Below are 17,734 nucleotides of genomic sequence, written 5' to 3'. Positions count from 1 at the left end.
AATCACAGCAACAGGCAAGGATTCAGGCGATGAAAGTAGCGATCTACGGCGCCGGCTCGATCGGCGGCTGGATGGGAGTGAAGCTCGCGCAGGCGGGCCATCGGGTCAGTGTGGTCGCGCGCGGCGCGACGCTCGACGCGGTGCGCCAGCATGGTCTGCGGCTGATCGAAGGCGGCGTGATCTACGCCGAGCAGGTGAAGGCGAGCGACAAGCCGGCCGATCTCGGCGTGCAGGAACTCGTCGTGATCGCGGTGAAGGGCCCGGCGATGGCGACCGTGGCCGCGCATATCAAACCGCTGCTCGGCCCCGAGACGATCGTGCTGACGGCGATGAACGGCGTGCCGTGGTGGTTCTGCGACGGCCTGGGCGGCGAACTCGCCGGCCAGCGCCTGAAGACGATCGATCCCGACGGCGCGATCAGCGCCGCGATCCCGGCCGCGCAGACGGTCGGCTGCGTCGTGCATGCCAGTTGCCTGATCGACGCGCCCGGCGTGATCCGGCATCACCAGGGCAACGGGCTGATCGTCGGCGAGGCGTCGGGCAAGCCGAGCGAGCGTGTCGAGCTGCTCGCCGCGCTGTTGCAGGCGGCGGGCTTCCATGCAACGGCTTCGGCGCAGATCCAGCGCGACGTGTGGTTCAAGCTGTGGGGCAACATGACGATGAACCCGGTCAGCGCGATCACCGGCGCAACGACCGACCGGATCCTCGGCGACGAACTCGTGCGCGGTTTCGTCACGCACATCATGATGGAGGCGAAGGAAATCGGCGCGCGCTTCGGCATCCCGATCGACCAGGCGCCCGACGACCGTCACGCGGTCACGCTGAAACTCGGCGCGATGAAGACATCGATGTTGCAGGACGTGCAGGCCGGCAAGGCGGTCGAACTCGATGCGCTGGTCGGCGCGGTGCGCGAACTGGGGCAACTGACGCGCGTGCCGACGCCGTATACGGATGCGTTGCTCGGACTCGCGCGGCTGCATGCGAGTACGTTGGGCTTGTATCCGTGGCAGTGAGGTCGGTCTGCCAGCGCCCGTTCTGTTGTGATGGCTGTAATTCCCTCGCACTGCTGCGGTATTGCCGTTACCGCCTCTAGCGAACCGCCTCCAGGTAGGCGGTTTCTTTTACCCCCGCCAGGCCGTGGCGGCAGCCGGCAGCTTCGCCGCTTCGATCAACGACAACGCGCGCCGCGAGTCGTCGAGTTCGGTCAGGCACAAGAGCGCGAGGCGCGCGAGATACAGCGACGCCTGCGCCTCGCCTTCGTGGGTCAGCGTGTTGCACAGCGTCGTATAGACGAGGTCGAGATCGGAATCGGTCATGATGTCGAAGGTCCTTGCGCGTTAGTTCTGCTGTGTCAGCGTGGCATCGAGCGCGCGCAGAACGGCCGCCGCGCTGCCGTTGCGCCAGCGCGCGAGCACGTGGCCGTCGGGGCGGATCAGATAGACGGTGCCGGGCTGTGCGTCGAGCATGTCGTGCAGGCGGCCGGTTGGGTCGATCGCTCGAGGGCTGTTTGCCGATTGCGCTTCGGCCGTGACGATATCGATCAAGTTGAACGGAACGCCTTGGTTGGCTAGCGTGCTTTGCAGTTGCCGCCACGCGTCACCATCGTTCGCGAAGTCTGCGTCGAAGCGCAGCGCCGTGAAGCACGGTCCGAGCAGATCGGTTAGATGAGTGCCGAGCCGTGCGCCATCTTGCGATTGTTTGAGCAGCCTGCCCTCGGGCAGCACGGTACCCGGCGCGGGGCCGCGATCGAACGCATCGGCTCCGTCGCCTGCGAAGTTCAGCGGCGATTGCCGATACGCGATTGCATGCGTCTGGCGCGGATTGATCAGCGGCCGCACCGCCGCATGCCGCTCGGCGAGCCCGAGCACGGCCGTGCGCAGCAAGTCGAACGCGAAGGTCGGCGGCGCCATGAACTCGGTACTTTTCATGCCGTAGCTCAGGTTCTCGCGCGCCGCGTACACACGTTCGTCGCTATAGCTATCGAGCAGCGCTGGCGACGCGCTCCCATTGATCACGCAGCCGAGCTTCCAGCCGAGATTGTCGGCGTCGTCGATGCCGGAGTTCGCGCCGCGCACGCCGAAGATCGGCACCAGATGCGCGGCGTCGCCCGCGAATAGCACGCTGCCATGCCGATAGCGTTCGAGCGTCAGCGCATTGGCCTTGTAGATCGTGATCCAGATCGGCGACCAGGCGCCGGCTTCGCCCATCGAGTCGAGCAAGTTTTGCACGCGCGGTATCACGTTCTCGGGTAGCACGGCGGCGTCGGGGTCTTCGTCGTCGCGTAACTGATAGTCGATGCGCCACACGTTGTCAGGCTGCTTGTGCACGAGCACCGTCGAGCCCGGATTCGACGGCGGATCGAAGTACGCGAGCCGTTCGGTCGCGCGCGTGCTGTCGAGTTCGATATCGACGATCACGTAGCGGCCTTCGTAGGTCGTGCCTGTGAGCTTCAGCCCGAGCAGGTCGCGGATCGTGCTGCGTCCGCCGTCGCAGGCGACGACCCACGCAGCGTCCATCTGCCAGCTTTTGCCTTGCGGATCGGCAGGATCGGCGCTGCGCAAGGTCAAGCTCGCGCCGCCCTGCGGCCGTTGCTCGAGGCCCGTCACACGCGTTTGCCAGCGCACGTCGATCAGATCGGCGTGCCGTTCGATCTCGTCGAGCAGCAACTGCTCGATCTGATACTGCGCGATATTGATCATCGGCGGCAGCGACTGCTCGTCGTCCTGATGCATCGCGAAGCGGAACACCTCGGTGTCGCGATAGAAACTGCGCCCGCCGGTCCACGCCAGCCCCTTTTGCAAAAAGCCGTCGACGACGCCGAGCCGCTTGAAGATTTCGAGGCTGCGTCGCGAGATGCAGATCGCGCGGCTGCCGGTGCACACGCTGTCGTCCGCCTCGATCAGCACCGAGCGCACGCCCTGGCGCGCGAGCGCAAGCGCGAGCGTCATGCCGACCGGACCGCCGCCGACGATCGCGACGGCGCGCGCTTGTGGATCGCGTCCGTCGATGAGCGGCGGCACCACGGCCGGATAGCGGCGCGGGGCGAACGGATAGGGCTTGAACGGGCGGGTCATGCGTGTCTCCAGTTTGCTTGCGTTATCGGTGCAGTATGCGTCAGCGTTCGCGCGCGGCTGTCCTCATTTTGGGTACAGCGCCGCGCGCGAGCGTGAGGAGTGGTAGAGACCTGGACCTTCGCCGCTCGTTAGCCGTCCAGACAGGCGCGCAAGCTCCGCGCGAGGTGGCCCGCTTCACCTGCATTGGCGATGTTTGCGAAGCCCATCACAACGCCACGCGGCGTGCTACGCGTGCGACCATTCGCGTACCAGACCGAGAGCGGCAGAACGGCGAGCCCCGCTTCGCGGGCGCGCGCCGCAACCGCGACGTCGTCGACAGGGCCATCAGGGCCGTCGACGAAGTGAAGACGCGGTCCCTAACTGATGTTTGTTCGAGCTTCCGCGGTGCCAGTGCAGCATCCGGGCCGACGAGCTTCCACCTCGGTCGGAAAAACGCGGCTTCCCAACCGGTGGACGATCCGGCATCGACGTTTATGCCGCTCGCTTCGCGAATACATCCTTGAACACGGGCATCGCCGAAAAGACGTTCGGCCAGCCTGCGTAAAAGGCGAGCTGCGTCAGCGTTTCGGACGCCTCGTCCTTCGTCAGACCGTTGTCCATGGCACGGCCGAGGTGATACGGAATCTGCGCGACCTGAGCGCTGGCAACCAGGGCGCTCACCGTGACCAGGCTCCGGTCGCGTGGAGCGAGTCCTGGACGCAGCCAAAGGTCGCGGAAAAGCACATCGGTCGTGTACTGAACAACGCCGGGAGCGACCGAGCCGAAGCTTTGCTCGACCGCCTGCGCACGCTGTTGCTCTGCGACTTCGTTCAGTGGTAGCGGCTCGACTTCGGCCCGAGGGACCTGATCGATACCGATGCCACGTTCATCGAAGATACCCTTCGCGACGACAGCCGCTGCGGTCGCATTTCCCCAGCCGGAATAGAAGGCGAGGTGCGTGATCATTTCCGAAATCTCGGCAGGCTTCACACCGCTATCCAGCGCCAACCGGAAATAGAACGGCATCTCGATGGTCTGGTTGCGGGCGATGAGCACCGACAGCGTCACGATGCTCCGGTCTCGCGGTGACAGTTGCGGCCTCTTCCAGAGGCCGCCGAGCACGGTCTGGCTCGTATAACGCGCGAATGCCGGAGAAACGGGAGTGAGATCAACTTGTGACAATGGATCTTGCATGTTTCCAGTCCTTTCCATACTGCTCGTCCGTGACCTTCTCCAGCCATTCGACGTTCTTGCCGTCGAGCGCTTCCTGAATGGCGATATGTGTCATCGCGGTCGTCGAAGTTGCGCCATGCCAATGCGTGTGGCCAGGCGGGCACCAGATCACGTCACCAGCCCGGATTTCGACGCGCGGCTCGCCTTCGCACTGGGTCCAGCCACAGCCGGCCGTAACGATCAAAGTCTGGCCGAGCGGGTGGGTATGCCAGTTAGTCCGCGCTCCCGGCTCAAAAGTGACGCTCGCGCACGAAACGCGTGCCGGCGGAGGCGGAGCGTTCAGCGGGTCGAGCCGCACCGTGCCCGTAAACCATTCTTAAGGGCCTTTCTTCGAGGGCTGGAAGCCCGCGCGTTTCAATTCCATGACTGTTCCTCGTCGGTATCGTCGGGGCGATATGCCACTGCTGTTAATCTAACTCCTGGCAATTGATGCGACTAGATCACAATATCGGGATGCCCTTATGCTGTGGAGCATTAATTGAAAGAGGATTTCAACGATCTGGTCGGCTTCATGAACGTTGCGCGTGAGCGCAACTTCACGCGGGCGGCCGCGCAACTGGGAGTCTCGCAGTCGGCCTTGAGCCGGACGGTTGCCGGCCTTGAAAAGCGGATGGGCCTTCAGTTACTGATGCGCACTACCCGGAGTGTCTCGTTGACGGAGGCAGGCGAACGGCTACTGGCGGCGATTGCACCGCGTTTTCAGGAAATCGAAGCGGAGGTCGATTCCTTGCGCGCGATGACGAGCCGTCCAGGCGGAACTGTCCGGATCACGACCACCGACTACGCGGCAAACTCGTACGTTTGGCCGCGTCTGCAACCGTTGCTGCGCCAGTATCCGGATCTGAAGATTGAATTGCTCAATGACTACGGGTTAGCCGACATCGTCGCGGATCGGTACGACATCGGCGTGCGGCTAGGCGACCAGGTGGCCAAAGACATGATCGCGGTGCGAATCGCGCCTGACATGACGATGGCAATCGTGGGCTCTCCAGGCTACCTGCAATCGACCGCACCGGCGAAGACGCCGCAGGATCTAACGCTGCACAACTGCATCAATCTTCGATTGCCAACGCGAGATTCACTGCTCCCGTGGGAGCTACGGAAGGGGCGGCGAGAACTGCAGGTGCGGGTCGAAGGGCAGCTCACCTTCAATAGTGTCTACCAGATGATGGACGCAGCGCTTGGCGGGTTTGGGCTCGCGTACGTGCCCAAAGACCTGGCCGAGGTGCATGTCCGGGCCGGGCGCTTGAATTGGATGCTGGAAGACTGGTTTCCCACGTTCGTCGGACATCACGTCTATTATCCAAGTCGCCGCAAATCATCCCGGGCAGTCGAGCTTGTGGTGGACGCATTGAAGAGCGGTTATCAGCGTCGAGCGCAGTGACCGGCAAATGGCGATCACGACGCAGATTTTCACCACTGCGGTCACGGCCTCAGCCCACCCAGCCTCAGCCGGCGCTGGCCGTCTGCGACGGCTGCCGCATGGGCTGCCCAGCCGTCGCCGCGTGACATGCCTCGATCATCGCGCGGAACGTCGGCGACGCGTGCAGTTCCCCGCCCGCATCGAGTTCGACGCTGCCGTCCGGCGCGTCGCCGACGCCGACGCCGACCACCAGCGTCGCGCGCGGCCGCCATTCGCGCGTGCGCCGCAGCATGTTGCGCAGGTACAGCGGCGACTCGGGCGCGTCGAGCGACACGATGCAGATGATCGACGTGTCCTTGAAGCTCGGCTCGTCGGCGCGTGCGCTGCGATAGCCCGAGTGCGTCGCCATCAGCGGCGCGAAGCCCTGGCGGTTCAGCAGTTGCACAGCGATCGCGGTCGTCACTTCGTCGAACGCGCCGCGGCCGGGCACGCACAACACCGCGGCCTTGCCCGCTCCGTCCGGCTGTTGCGAGCGCATGAGCAGATCGCTGCGGTATCGCTCCGTGGCACCCGCGCCCGGCGACGCCAGATCCGGCGTCCCGGCAAGCAGCGCGTTACCCGCGTCCGCCGGTTCGGCGGGCGACAGCGAATCGCGCAGCCCTTCGGCGATCTCGAGGTTCTCGACGATATCGACGAGCGCGTCGTTGATCCGCTGCAACTGGTCGGGCATCAGCACGCCGCGCTGCGCGTCGTTGCGCGCGAGCCGCAGGCCTTCGAGCGCGACCTTGTCGTAGTAGTCGATCAGCGACATCTCGCGCAGCAGCCGTTCGGCCTGCACGATCGCCTCGTGCGGATCGTCGGCGAGCAGGCGCTGATAGAAGTTCTGCGCGGGCGTCAGCGCGGGCTGATCGCCGAGCAGCACGGTCAGGAAGTTCAGCCGGTCCGCGTAGCGCCCGAGCGTGACGACGCACAGCGTGAGCGGCGTCGACAGCACGAGGCCGATCGGCCCCCACAGCCAGCTCCAGAAAATCGCCGCGACCACCACCGCGAGGGGCGACAGGCCCGAGCGATGACCGTACAGCAGCGGCTCGGCGATCTGCCCGGCGACCACGTCGACGACGATGAACAGGATCAGCGTGAGGACCGCCATCGTCCATTGCGGCTGGATCGCGGCCGCGAGAAAGAATGCGAGGATCGCCGCGATCCAGATGCCGATGTACGGCACGAAGCGCAGCAGCGCGGCGATCACGCCGAACAGCAGCGCCCCCGGTACGCCGATGATCGCGAGCCCGATCGCGATGATGCCGCCCGCGCTCAGATTCACGCCGAGCTGCGCGACGAAATAGCGTGACAGGCGCCCGGCGGCGTCGTTGATCGCGGTAGTCGTGCGGTGCAGGTCGCGCGAACCGAACAGGCTGATCAGACGGTCGCGCAAATCCTCGCGCTGCAACAGGATGAAGATGGTCACGACGAGCACGATGAAGGTCGTCTCGATCGGCGCGATGGCCGGCGTCAGCGCGCGCTGCGCGAGTTGCACCGGCGTCGGCGCGGGCTGATGAACCTCGACCTGTTGCGGCACCTGCGGCGCGTTGCGCGCGGCCCGGCCGGTCGGGCGCGGCGGCGCGGGGCGCGATGGCGCCACGCGCTGCAGCGCGCTGGCAGCGCTGCTCATCAGTGCGTCGGCGCGGCCCACGGTCTTTTCCTGCACGGTTTCGATCTTCTGCTCGATCGCTTCCTGGTACTGCGGCAGCGCGTCCGCGAGCTGCACGAGCTGCGCGCCGATCAGCGCGCCGATCGCGAGCAGCGAGGCGAGAGCGAACAGCACCGCGATGAAGATCGACGGCAACTGGCCCATATGCAGACGCCGCAGCATCTGCACGAGCGGCGCGAGCAGGAAGCTCAGCAGCACCGACAACGTGATCGGAATCAGTACCTCCCGCCCGAAGTACAGCCCGCACACGACCACCACGCCGGTGATCAGCGACACGAGGCCATGCAGGCCCGGCGTGCCCGGCGGGTAAACGCGGTTGGGCCGCCCTTGCGGTGGCGGCAGCGATATTTTCATGTAAGCAGAATTCCGGTTGGGACGCGTTGACGACCGAGCGGAGCACTGGTCGTCAGCAAGACAGATGCCCGAATTGTAGGTGGTTTGGCGGGAGGGGGCTCACGCGCTCGAGTCGTCAGCCGACATGCACCCGCAGCATCTCCAGCAACAGCGAACTCACATACAGCAACAAGCCGATAAATCCGCCGACGATCGTCCCATTGATGCGGATGTACTGCAGATCCTTGCCGATATTCATCTCGACCTGGTGCGACATCTCGTGCGCGGGCCAGTTCTTCACCGTATCGCTGATATGGCGTGTGAGGAACCGCGCGAAGTCCGGCGCCATCGCGCGCGCCGCTTCCTCGAGGTGATCGTTCAGCGATTGCCGCAGCGCTGGATCGCGCGCGAGTTCGCGGCCGACCCACGCGCCCATCGCGGCGACACGCGCATGCAGTGCCGAATCGGCGCTTTGCAGATCGCGCTTGAGCCACGCACGCAGCTCGCCCCACATGTCCTTCACGTAGCTGCCGAAAGCCTCGCCTTCGACCAGATAGCGCTTCAGCGCTTCGCCCTGTTGCAGGAAAACCGGATCGGTCTTCAGCCGCACGATCAGCGTCTGCACCGCGTGGTCGAACTTGTCGCGCAGCTCGTGCGTGGGGTTCTGCGCGATCTGTTCGAGCATACGGTTCGCGGCGCTCGCGATCGCTTCGGCGCCCTTGTCGCCGAGCCACACCGACGGCAGAAACTTCTCCATCGTCGGATACTCGCTTTTCACCCAATCGACGATGCGCGCGGCAATGAATTCGCGCGCCGGCGCCTCGCGCAGCACCGCGATCACCTGATCGATCGCGGTGTCGAGCAGTTCCTGATGGCGGCCGTCGCGCGTCAGCGTGTCGAGAATCGCGCCGAGCGATTGCGACAGATCGACCTTCGCGAGCACCTCGCGCAACCCGTCCCTGATGAAGTTCTGAATGCGCGCGTCGTCGGCCACGTCGAGGATGCCGCCGGTGAGCCGCACCACGTAGTCGCCGAGGCGCGCGGAGTTGGCCGATTCGCTGAGCCACGCGGTGATGGTCTGCGCCGGATCATGCCGGCGGATCAGACCGACCAGCGACGGCACGTCGAGAAACTTGTCCTGCACGAAGTGCGCGAGGTTGTCGGCGATCTTGTGCTTGTTGCGCGGGATGATCGCGGTGTGCGCGGACACGAGCGGAATCGGCACACGGCGAAACAGCGCCGCGACCGCGAACCAGTCGGCGAGCGCGCCGACCATCCCGGCCTCGGCGACGGCCTTGATGCCGTCGACCCACAGGCCGCGCGGCAGGAATGCGGCGACGACGAAAACGCAGGCGGCCGCGAGCAGCAGCAGTAAAGGCGTGCGCTTGGCCTTCTTCAGTTCGGTGATCTTGTCCATCGGGCGCGGTTGATCGTGTCGGGCGGGGGCTGGAAAGTCGGCGGGCTCAGCCGGTTCGGTTGCAATGATGCGGTACGGCCCGCGCGCGCGTCCAGCTTGGATACGCGCGCGCGCAATACGCGCCGGCGCTTCGGCAAGGTAACATTCGCGGTTGGGCTCCTCGGCGAAATCAACGCAAGAGGACGCAACGCAATCGCAATGGAGGCACAGTGATCAGGTTTCTGCACACCGCGGACTGGCAGATCGGCACGCAATTCGGTCAGTTCGAACCGGACGAGGCCGCGCATCTCGCCCAGGCGCGCTTCGACACGGTGCGCCGCATCGCCGAAGAAGCGGCCGCGCGCAACGTCGACGCGGTGCTCGTCGCGGGCGACGTGTTCGATCTGCAGACGGTGTCGGACACCGTGATCCGACGTTTGTTCGCCGCGCTGCAAGCGTTTTCCGGAGCGTGGATCATGCTGCCGGGCAATCACGACGCGGCGCTCGTCGAAAGCGTGTGGACCCGCGCGCAGCGGCTCGATTGCGTGCCGCCGAACGTGCGCCTCGTGCTCGAAGCCGGCGTCGTGCTGCTCGACACGTGCCGTTGCGCGCTGCTGTGCGCGCCGCTCACGCAGCGCATCACCTACGACGACACCACCGCATTCTTCGATTCCACCGATACTCCGCCCGGCTATCACCGCGTGGGGCTCGCGCATGGCAGCGTCGGCGGCATTCTGCAAGACGGCATCGATTCGTCGAATCCGATCGCGCCGACGCGCGCCGCCGGTGCGCGGCTCGACTATCTGGCGCTCGGCGACTGGCACGGCCATCTGCGCGTCGACGAACGCACGTGGTACGCGGGCACGCACGAGCAGGACCGTTTCCGCGCGAACGAGCCGGGCTTCGTGCTCGACGTTACCGTCAGCGATCCCGGCGCGGTGCCGCAGGTCGCCGCGGTGCGGGTCGGGCAATACCGGTGGCATCGCTGGGACGAAACGATTTCGGTGCCGACCGATGTCGATGCATTGAAAACCCGCCTCGCCGAACTCGGCGCGAATGACGTGCTGCGCATCGAGGTCGGCGGCACCGCGGCGCTCGCCGATGCCGAGGCGCTGCATGTCGCGGTCGAACAGGCGCGCGCCCGCATGCGCGCGTTGCGTGCCGATCTGGGCAGTCTGCACGTGCTGCCGACCGCCGACGATCTCGCCGAACTCGGCGCGCAAAGCGGCTATCTCGCGAAGGTGGTGGCGCGGCTGCGCGGCCTGCAGGAAGACGCGCAGGCCGATCCGCGAGAGGCGCGGCGCGCGGCCGAGGCGTTGCTGCTGCTGGCGCGTTTTCAGCGCGACCAGCGGCAACGCGATTCGCAGGCCGCACCACCCGCGCAGACGCGCGAGCGGCAGCAACCTGAGGCGCCGCGTGAAGGAGCCCCCGCATGAAGCTGCAACGTATCGCGATTCAGGAATTCAGGCAGTTCGGCGGGCAGATCGTGATCGACGATCTGCAGCCCGGTCTCAATCTGTTCATCGGCCCGAACGAGGCCGGCAAAAGCACGATTGCCGAGGCGGTGCGCACGGTGTTCCTCGAACGCTACAAGGCGTCGCATCTGAAAGACCTGTTGCCGTGGGGGCTCGCGAGCGGGCAGCCGTCGGTCGAGGTCAGCTTCGAGCTCGATGGCGTGGCGTGCCGTCTGTCGAAGCAGTTCGTGTCGCGTCAGCGTTGCGAGCTGAGGATCGGCCAGGCCGTGTATAGCGAGGACGAAGCCGAAGACAAGCTCGCCGCGCTGCTCGGCTTCTCGCGCGCGGCGCGCGGTCCGATGAAAGCCGAGAACGCCGGCGTGCCGGGTCTGTTGTGGGTGCAGCAAGGCGGCACGCAGGAGATGCGCGATTCGACCGGGCACGCGGCGCAGTATCTGCGCGACGCGCTCACGCAACTGTCGGGCGGCCGCGAAGCGGGCGGCGAGGACGCGCTGATCGCGGCCGTGCAGCGCGAGCTGCGGCAACTACTGACCGCGCGCACGCAGAAGTCGACCGGGCCGCTCGCCGAGGCGGAGCAGAAGCTCGCCTCGCTGATCGCGAGCCGCGACGAGCTGCAACAGCAGCGCCAGCAGTTCGACGACAACATCGCGCGCCTCGCCGCCCAACAGCAGGCATTCGACGACGCCGAGCGCAGGCGTCCGTGGGAGCTTCATGAGCAGAAGGCCGCGCTCGCGCAGCAACGTGCCGCGGCGGTCGAACAACTCGAACGCGGTCTCGAAGGGCTCGCGCATTCGTTGAAGATCGGCGAGGCCGAACTCGCGTTGTCGGTGCAGCAGGAGCAGGGCGCGCTCGAACTGGAGGCGGCCATCGCGCTCGAACGCGAGCAGCTCGACGCGGCGCGCGTCGAGCTCGCGGCAGCGCAAACCGCGCATGTACAGGCGCAAAGCCGTGTGGCGCAATTCGAGCAGGCATCGGCCGAGGCGAACCGCGCGCTCGAACTCGCGAACGCGGCCGTAACCGCCGCCGATCTGCGCAGCCAGGTCGATTTCTATCGGGCGGAGAGCCAGCGGCTCGAAGCGTCGATCGGCGAGGCGGACAAGGCGAACGCGGCGGTGTTGCAGGCCGCGCGAGACGCGGCGGCGCTCGAACTCGACGACGCGCAGTTCAAGCGCCTCGTCGCGCTCGACGGCGAACTGACCGTGTTGCGCGCGCGGACCGAAGCGGCGATGACGCGCATCGAGTACAGCTTGAATGGCGAGTTGAGCGTCGGCGATCAGACGATCAGCGGCACGGGCGTGCTGCATGTCGACGATGAAAAGCGCATCGGTCTCGGGAAGCTCGGCGAATTGCGCGTGATTCCGGGCGTGTCCGATCTGTCGGCGCGGTTGTCGGAGCTGGCGTCGCTCGAGGCGAAGCACGCGCAGTTGCTGCGCTCGCTCGGCGTCGCGTCGGTGGGCGATGCGCAGGCGCGTCGCGAGCAATGGAAAACGCTGGTCGCGCAACAGAAGAGCCAGGCGAGGATACTCGAGGTCCATGCGCCGCAAGGCATCGATGCGTTGCGCGCGGCGCTGGCATCGACGGCGGCGCGCTTGCAGGCGTCGAGCGAGCGCCTTGCCAGTCTGCCCGACGTGTCCGCGGCGCCACCGCTCGACGACGCGCGCCGCAACGCCGACATCGCGCGCGACGCGTTGGAGACCGCGCGCAAGGTGCTCGCGCAGGCGGCGGGCGCGCAATCCAGCGGCGTTGCGAAGGCCGATTCGCTCACGGCGCAGTTGCAGCGCAAAGAAGCGCAGCTGCACGACGAAGCGTTTCGGCGCAAGCGCGCGCAGTGGCAGGCGCATATCGTCGAGCAACGCGTCAAGGTCGATGCGCTCAAGAACCAGCGCGGCGAGCGCGAGCGCGAACTCGATGCGGCGCGTCTGGACGACCCTGTGGCGGAGGCGAAGCGCTATCGCGCATCGGCGGAGCTCGCGCGCAACGAGCAGCACGAGCGTCAACTGCGGATCGCGGAGTTGCGTAGCCAGCTCGAAACGATGGGCGCATCGGGCCTCGGCGAACGGCTTGCCGCGCTCGAAGCCCAGGTTCAGCAGGCCACGCGTCGCAAGGACGAACTGCGCCTGCGCGCGAGCGCGCTGAGCCTGCTCGACGAAGTGCTGGTCGACGAACGCGACGCCGCGCTCGCCCAACTGCGTGCGCCGTTGACCGAGCGGGTCGGTCACTACCTGAAGCGGCTTTTTCCGCAGTCGAGCCTCGCGCTCGGCGACGATCTGATTCCGGCGATGCTCGATCGCGACGGCCGCGCGGAACTGCTCGATGCGCTCAGCTTCGGCACGCGCGAACAGCTCGGCATCCTGACGCGGCTCGCGTATGCGGATCTCTTGCAGGCCTCAGGCCGGCCGACTCTGCTGATGCTCGACGACGCCGCGGTACACACCGATGCCGCGCGCCGCGACGCGCTCAAACGCGCGTTGATCGACGCGGCGACGCGGCATCAGATTCTGGTGTTCACGTGCCATCCGGAGTTGTGGGACGACCTGGGCGTCAGGCAGCGGGCGGTGCAGGATCTGAAGGTGGCGTGAGCGGGGCGGGCCGGTACCACCCGGTACGGTCCGCTTACTCGTACCACCGCGGCGTGTACACCCACTGCGCGCCGTGATGACCGCAAGCGAATCTTCTCGTCAGCGACGACCCGACGATCACCATCGTGCGCATATCCACATCGGCCGAGCGAAGCTCGCCGAGCGTCAGCGTGCGCAGCGTGCCGCCGGGCCGGCCGATATCGCGACCCAGCACCACCTGGGTCGATGGCACGCGATACTCCCGCACGATGTCGAGTGCCTTGTCGAGTTGCCACGGACGCGCGCGCGAAATCGGGTTGTAGAACGCCATCACGAGATCGGCTTGCGCCGCATGGCGCAGGCGGGTTTCGATGATCGTCCACGGCTTCAGGTTGTCCGACAGCGACAGCATGCAGAAGTCGTGGCCGAGCGGCGCGCCGGCCTGCGCGGCGGTAGCGAGCGCGGCCGACACGCCCGGCACGATCGATAGTTCGACGGCCGCCCATGCGTCGTTCCGGGAAGCTTCGAGCGCTTCGAGCACGGCGGCCGCCATTGCGAACACGCCGGGGTCGCCCGACGACACCATCACGACCGAGCGGCCTTCGCTCGCGAGCTCGAACGCGTGCCGCGCGCGCTGCATTTCCTCGCGATTGTCGGTGCCGTGCACGCGCTGACCGGCACGCAGCGGGCCGGCCATTTTCACGTAGGTGTCGTAGCCGAGGATGTCGGTCGCTTCGTTCAACGCGGTGCGCGCGGCCGGAACCATCAGCTCGGCCCGGCCGGGACCGAGGCCGATCACGGTCAGACGGCCGCGGGCACGGCCGAGCGTCGCGGGGTCGATGGCGAGCGGGGAGAGGGCGAGCGCGACGTTGGGGTGCGCGTCGTCGTGCAGCGTTTCGTGGGGGACGCGTAGCGCGGTATGCAGTAACCTCGCGGCACTCGATTCGCCCGGTTCGGCGCTGGCATCGGCGAAGCGCAGCGGCACCTCGAGAAGCGTTGCCGCTTGCGCAAGCGCCGGGTCGGCCATGCTCGTCGATGGCGCGAGCAAGGCCGCAAGCGAAAGCATCGCGAGACCCTGCGCGTTCAGTGCCGCGCGCACGCGCGCGACGATCGCGTCGGCGGCATCGGCATCGTCGCTGGCGACAGCCGCCACCACACTGCGCGGATGAATCACGAGCTCGTCTTCACGCCCATCCCACGCGCGCGGCGTCACGCGAATCGCGAGACGCGCCGACGCCGCGCGCGGCAGTTGCGCGTCCTCGAGCCACGGCGCGTCGCCTTCGATGCGCGTGCTTTCGCCCGCGAGCAGATCCGACACGAAGCGCTTGCCGAGGCCCAGGTCGGCGAGCGCGTAGCCATCGGGCGGATTGAGCACGCAGGTGCCGAAGCGCAGCTCGCCGCTCGTCGTGATCGCAGGCTGTACGGCCAACGCCGCGGCGATGTCGCGCGCCATCACGTTGACGCCCGCGAGGCCGCCGAGCAGCGGCACGACCGCGCTGCCGTCCTCGGCGACCGCGAGCACCGGCGGCTCGGCGCCTTTGTTCGACAGCAGCGGCGCGAGGCAGCGAATCACGATGCCGGCCGCGCACAGCGCGACGATCGGCGTGCCGCGCGCATACAGCTTGCGCAGATGCGCGCCGAGTTCGCTGTACGAGACGTCGGCGTCGACGCGCCCCTGCAGCGCATGGACCTGGCAGTCCGTCGCAACGCCGGCCGCGGCATGCGCGCCACGCTCGACATACGACGCCTGAATCCGCCGCGCGGTCGCAAGCGCGCCCGTGCCGAGAATCACGATGGCGGGCGCGTTCATCCTTGCCATTTTTGCCCCGGCACGACCAGCAGTGAGAAATACGGCGACGCCATCGGATCGACTTCCGCGAGCGGCACGATGCGCTGATTTCGCATCGTCGCGCGTTCGACGTACAGCGCACGCTGCGCGAGTCCGAGTTCGTCGAGCACGCGCCGTACCTTGTCGAAATTGCGGCCAAGTTTCATGATGACCGCCGCGTCGGCGTCGGCCAGACGGCGGCGCAATTCATCTTCAGGCAGCACGCCCGACAGCACCGACAAGCTTTGGTTGCGATAGACGAGCGGCGCGCCGAGCACCGCCGCGCCGCCGAGCATCGAGCACACGCCGGGTACCACCTCACTGTCGTAGCGCGCCGCGAGCCGGTCGTGCAGATACATGTACGAGCCATAGAAGAACGGATCGCCTTCGCAGATCACCGCGACGTCGCGGCCCGCGTCGAGATGGCCCGCGACGATTTCGGCGGCGGTGTCATAGAAGTCCGCGATGATCGCTTCGTACGACAGCGGCGGTTCGAGTGCTTCGGTGGTGACCGGATAGACGAGCGGCAGATGCTGCTGCGCGTCGTGCAGATGCGCCTCGATGATGCCGAACGCGTTGCCCTTCTTGCCCTTCGCGACGAAATACGCGACCACCGGCGCCGCTTTGAGCAGCCGCAGCGCCTTCAACGTCAGCAATTCCGGGTCACCGGGACCGACGCCGATGCCGTACAGCCGTCCGCGACTCGTTAGCTGGCTCGCCATTTATTCGACCTCCGTCGCAAGCGCGTTGACCGCGGCGGCGGCCATCGCGCTGCCGCCGCGCCGTCCGTGCACGACCACATAGGGGACGCCGCGGCTGTTTTGCGCGAGTGCCGCTTTCGATTCCGCCGCGCCGACGAAGCCGACCGGAAAGCCGAGAATCAGCGCCGGCTTCTGCGCGCCGGCATCGAGCATGTCGAGCAGATGAAACAGCGCGGTCGGCGCATTGCCGATCACGACGACGCTGCCCGCCAGATGCGGGCGCCACAATTCGAGCGCGGCGGCCGAGCGCGTGTTGCCGATTTCGCGCGCGAGCGCGGGCACGTCCGGGTGCGTGAGCGTGCAGATCACTTCGTTGTTCGCGGCCAGCCGCGCGCGCGTGATGCCTTGCGCGACCATGCCCGCATCGCACAGGATCGGCGCGCCTTGCGCGAGTGCGCGGCGGCCCGCGCTGCCGGCGCAGTCGGAGAACGCGAGGTCGTCGATCACGTCGACCATGCCGCACGCGTGGATCACGCGCACCGCGAGCTTTTCGAGGTCGGCGGGGATGCGCGCGAGGTCGGCCTCCGCGCGGATCGTCGCGAACGATTGGCGATAGATCTCCTGACCGTCGCGAATGTAATCAAGCATGTGGAGTACTCCGGGCGAGGCGCGCGAGCAGCGCGGCGGCCTCGTCGATCGTCAGTTGGGGCGCGACGCATTGGCCGAAGCCGGGGCGGCCGTCGCGTCGATAAAGGTCGTAGAGGCCGGGCGCGGCGGCGAGCAGCGTGTAGGGCGCGCGCTGGGCGGCCGCGCAGGAGCGCGGACAGCCCGTCAGATGCACGTCGACGCCGGCGGGTAAGCGCTCGGCGAGTTGCAGCGCGTCGGTCTTGGTGTCGGCGAGGCCCTTCGCGCAGCCGGCCGAACCGGCGCAGGCGATCACGTGCGTGATGGCCTGCGCGGGATCGCACGCGAGACCGAGTGCGATCAGCTTCGCGAGCACGGCGGGCACCGCCGTCGTCGCGATGTCGGGCAGCAGCACGCTTTGCCATGGCGTCGCGTGCAACCTGCCGTTGCCGTGTTTTTGCGCGAGCGCAGCCAGGGCGCGCAGCGTGGCCGCATCGATCCGGCCGAGCGGTGGTTGGCCGCCGACATGCGACGTGCCGTCGCCGCGCTGCGCGTGCGCGCCGAGCCGCAGCGATGGGTCGGCGGCGATGTGCCGTTGCCAGTGACTCAGCGATGCGTCGCGCGCGAGCGGGAAATCGACGTAGCGCTGCGCGTGCCGCAGCAGCGCGTCGGCGCAATGCGTGGCGAGCAGGTCGCGCATGCGGGTCGCGTCGGCTGGGGCGAGGTCGAGGAACGTGTGCAGCAACGCGCGCAGGAGCGCGGGCACGCGCGACGGCGGCACCGCCGCGAGCGCGCCCGTGCCGTTGGAATCGCGATGGTCGCGCGGGTTCGAGTTTTCGCCTGCCGGAGCCGGGCACCCCGCGAGGCCGAACACGAAGCGCACGCCTTCTTCGTCAGCCGACGCCGCGAGCCACACGTCATGCGGATGATCGACCCGCGCAAGCTGTTCGCCGCCGTCGAGCAGCAGCGCGAATTTCGGCGACAACGCTACCAAGCGCGCATCGCCTTGCAGCAGCGTCAGCAGTTCTCCGCACAGCGGCGTCGTGTCGATCAGCGCGTGCGGATCGCGGCCGGCGGCGGGGCTGATCATCACGTTGCGGACGTCGTCGGCGCAACTGAGCGCGCCGGCCGGTCCAAGCCCCGCGCCGATCAGCGCCGCGCTCAACGCCGCTTCGTGTCCGTTACGCACGCCGCGCAGTTGCAGATTCGCGCGATTGGTCAGCTCGGCGACGCCGTTCGCGTGCCGCGTGCTGGCATCGGCGATCGCGCGTGCCTGCGCCGCGCTCAGCACGCCGCCGGGCAGTTTGATGCGGCAGATGCCGCCGTCGCGCGCGGGGACGATGCGCAGCAACCCCGGACATGCCGAGGACCGCGGTGTCGTGACCGCGTGGGACGAAACGGTGGGAGGCGAAGCTCGATTCAAAGGGGCACCGGGTTTAGCGTCGCGCGACGGCATGGC

At 67.3% G+C, this 17,734-nt stretch carries 13 protein-coding genes and 2 pseudogenes; 4 read left to right on the top strand and 11 right to left on the bottom strand.

Annotation, left to right across the window (positions count from 1 at the left end; all coding sequences use genetic code 11):
- The first annotated feature begins 29 nt into the window (after positions 1–29).
- Positions 30–1,013, top strand: a complete 984-nt coding sequence (locus OKW39_RS30045; RefSeq protein WP_429564318.1) for a 2-dehydropantoate 2-reductase — start codon at positions 30–32, stop codon at positions 1,011–1,013.
- 108 nt (positions 1,014–1,121) lie between these two features.
- Here the strand turns inward: OKW39_RS30045 and OKW39_RS30040 are convergent, their stop codons facing one another.
- From OKW39_RS30040 to OKW39_RS30020, 5 genes and pseudogenes are all read right to left on the bottom strand, one after another.
- Positions 1,122–1,316, bottom strand: coding sequence for a hypothetical protein (locus OKW39_RS30040; protein ID WP_090809820.1), 195 nt, complete (start codon positions 1,314–1,316; stop codon positions 1,122–1,124).
- A 21-nt stretch (positions 1,317–1,337) separates the two neighbouring features.
- A complete protein-coding gene (locus OKW39_RS30035) occupies positions 1,338–3,074 on the bottom strand; it encodes an FAD-dependent oxidoreductase (protein WP_429564317.1) in 1,737 nt (578 codons plus the stop codon).
- A gap of 128 nt (positions 3,075–3,202) precedes the next feature.
- Positions 3,203–3,415: pseudogene (locus OKW39_RS30030) on the bottom strand (PLP-dependent aminotransferase family protein); the annotation flags it as partial.
- A 130-nt stretch (positions 3,416–3,545) separates the two neighbouring features.
- Entirely contained in the window at positions 3,546–4,247 is a 702-nt protein-coding gene (locus OKW39_RS30025) for a carboxymuconolactone decarboxylase family protein (RefSeq protein ID WP_429564316.1), read from the bottom strand.
- Positions 4,222–4,650 (bottom strand): annotated as a pseudogene (locus OKW39_RS30020) ((R)-mandelonitrile lyase). Before OKW39_RS30020 ends, OKW39_RS30025 begins: the two are co-directional and overlap by 26 nt.
- A gap of 114 nt (positions 4,651–4,764) precedes the next feature.
- Here OKW39_RS30020 and OKW39_RS30015 point away from each other — a divergent pair.
- Positions 4,765–5,670: a LysR family transcriptional regulator gene (locus OKW39_RS30015; RefSeq protein ID WP_429333830.1), complete on the top strand. Its 906-nt coding sequence runs from the start codon at positions 4,765–4,767 to the stop codon at positions 5,668–5,670.
- A gap of 64 nt (positions 5,671–5,734) precedes the next feature.
- Here the strand turns inward: OKW39_RS30015 and OKW39_RS30010 are convergent, their stop codons facing one another.
- Both OKW39_RS30010 and OKW39_RS30005 read right to left on the bottom strand, forming a co-directional pair.
- A complete protein-coding gene (locus tag OKW39_RS30010) occupies positions 5,735–7,714 on the bottom strand; it encodes an AI-2E family transporter (protein WP_429564315.1) in 1,980 nt (659 codons plus the stop codon).
- A gap of 115 nt (positions 7,715–7,829) precedes the next feature.
- Positions 7,830–9,110, bottom strand: coding sequence for a DUF445 domain-containing protein (locus OKW39_RS30005; protein WP_429564314.1), 1,281 nt, complete (start codon positions 9,108–9,110; stop codon positions 7,830–7,832).
- A 209-nt stretch (positions 9,111–9,319) separates the two neighbouring features.
- Here OKW39_RS30005 and OKW39_RS30000 point away from each other — a divergent pair, with 209 nt between their 5' ends.
- Entirely contained in the window at positions 9,320–10,525 is a 1,206-nt protein-coding gene (locus OKW39_RS30000; protein WP_429564313.1) for a metallophosphoesterase family protein, read from the top strand.
- The gene (locus OKW39_RS29995; RefSeq protein ID WP_429564312.1) at positions 10,522–13,143 is read left to right on the top strand and encodes an AAA family ATPase; all 2,622 of its coding nucleotides are present in this window, start codon (positions 10,522–10,524) and stop codon (positions 13,141–13,143) included. Before OKW39_RS30000 ends, OKW39_RS29995 begins: the two co-directional genes overlap by 4 nt.
- Before the next feature lie 34 nt (positions 13,144–13,177).
- On the opposite strand, the gene cobJ is transcribed toward OKW39_RS29995, so the two are convergent.
- The 4 genes from cobJ to cobG are packed head-to-tail and all read right to left on the bottom strand — an operon-like array spanning position 13,178 to position 17,731.
- Entirely contained in the window at positions 13,178–14,932 is a 1,755-nt protein-coding gene (gene cobJ / locus OKW39_RS29990; RefSeq protein WP_429565460.1) for a precorrin-3B C(17)-methyltransferase, read from the bottom strand.
- On the bottom strand, positions 14,929–15,672 hold the full coding sequence (locus OKW39_RS29985; protein ID WP_090809842.1) for a precorrin-2 C(20)-methyltransferase: 744 nt from the start codon (positions 15,670–15,672) through the stop codon (positions 14,929–14,931). The genes cobJ and OKW39_RS29985 overlap by 4 nt, the downstream gene beginning before the upstream one ends.
- Entirely contained in the window at positions 15,673–16,299 is a 627-nt protein-coding gene (locus OKW39_RS29980; protein WP_429333836.1) for a precorrin-8X methylmutase, read from the bottom strand.
- Positions 16,292–17,731: a precorrin-3B synthase gene (gene cobG / locus OKW39_RS29975; RefSeq protein ID WP_429564311.1), complete on the bottom strand. Its 1,440-nt coding sequence runs from the start codon at positions 17,729–17,731 to the stop codon at positions 16,292–16,294. The genes OKW39_RS29980 and cobG overlap by 8 nt, the downstream gene beginning before the upstream one ends.
- Positions 17,732–17,734: the final 3 nt, after the last annotated feature.

Origin of the sequence: Paraburkholderia sp. MM6662-R1 (genome assembly GCF_050436245.1) — a bacterium.
Classification (GTDB): domain Bacteria; phylum Pseudomonadota; class Gammaproteobacteria; order Burkholderiales; family Burkholderiaceae; genus Paraburkholderia; species Paraburkholderia tuberum.
Note: the sequence above shows the minus strand (reverse complement) of the source record. Positions and strands in the feature narration are given on the sequence as shown.

Coding starts and splice junctions, on each gene's coding strand:
- OKW39_RS30035 (WP_429564317.1), bottom strand. CDS start 3,074: ATGACCCGCCCGTTCAAGCCCTATCCGTTCGCCCCGCGCCGCTATCCG.
- OKW39_RS30025 (WP_429564316.1), bottom strand. CDS start 4,247: ATGCAAGATCCATTGTCACAAGTTGATCTCACTCCCGTTTCTCCGGCA.
- OKW39_RS29980 (WP_429333836.1), bottom strand. CDS start 16,299: ATGCTTGATTACATTCGCGACGGTCAGGAGATCTATCGCCAATCGTTC.
- OKW39_RS29995 (WP_429564312.1), top strand. CDS start 10,522: ATGAAGCTGCAACGTATCGCGATTCAGGAATTCAGGCAGTTCGGCGGG.
- cobG (WP_429564311.1), bottom strand. CDS start 17,731: ATGCCGTCGCGCGACGCTAAACCCGGTGCCCCTTTGAATCGAGCTTCG.
- OKW39_RS30040 (WP_090809820.1), bottom strand. CDS start 1,316: ATGACCGATTCCGATCTCGACCTCGTCTATACGACGCTGTGCAACACG.
- OKW39_RS30005 (WP_429564314.1), bottom strand. CDS start 9,110: ATGGACAAGATCACCGAACTGAAGAAGGCCAAGCGCACGCCTTTACTG.
- OKW39_RS29985 (WP_090809842.1), bottom strand. CDS start 15,672: ATGGCGAGCCAGCTAACGAGTCGCGGACGGCTGTACGGCATCGGCGTC.
- cobJ (WP_429565460.1), bottom strand. CDS start 14,932: ATGAACGCGCCCGCCATCGTGATTCTCGGCACGGGCGCGCTTGCGACC.
- OKW39_RS30010 (WP_429564315.1), bottom strand. CDS start 7,714: ATGAAAATATCGCTGCCGCCACCGCAAGGGCGGCCCAACCGCGTTTAC.
- OKW39_RS30045 (WP_429564318.1), top strand. CDS start 30: ATGAAAGTAGCGATCTACGGCGCCGGCTCGATCGGCGGCTGGATGGGA.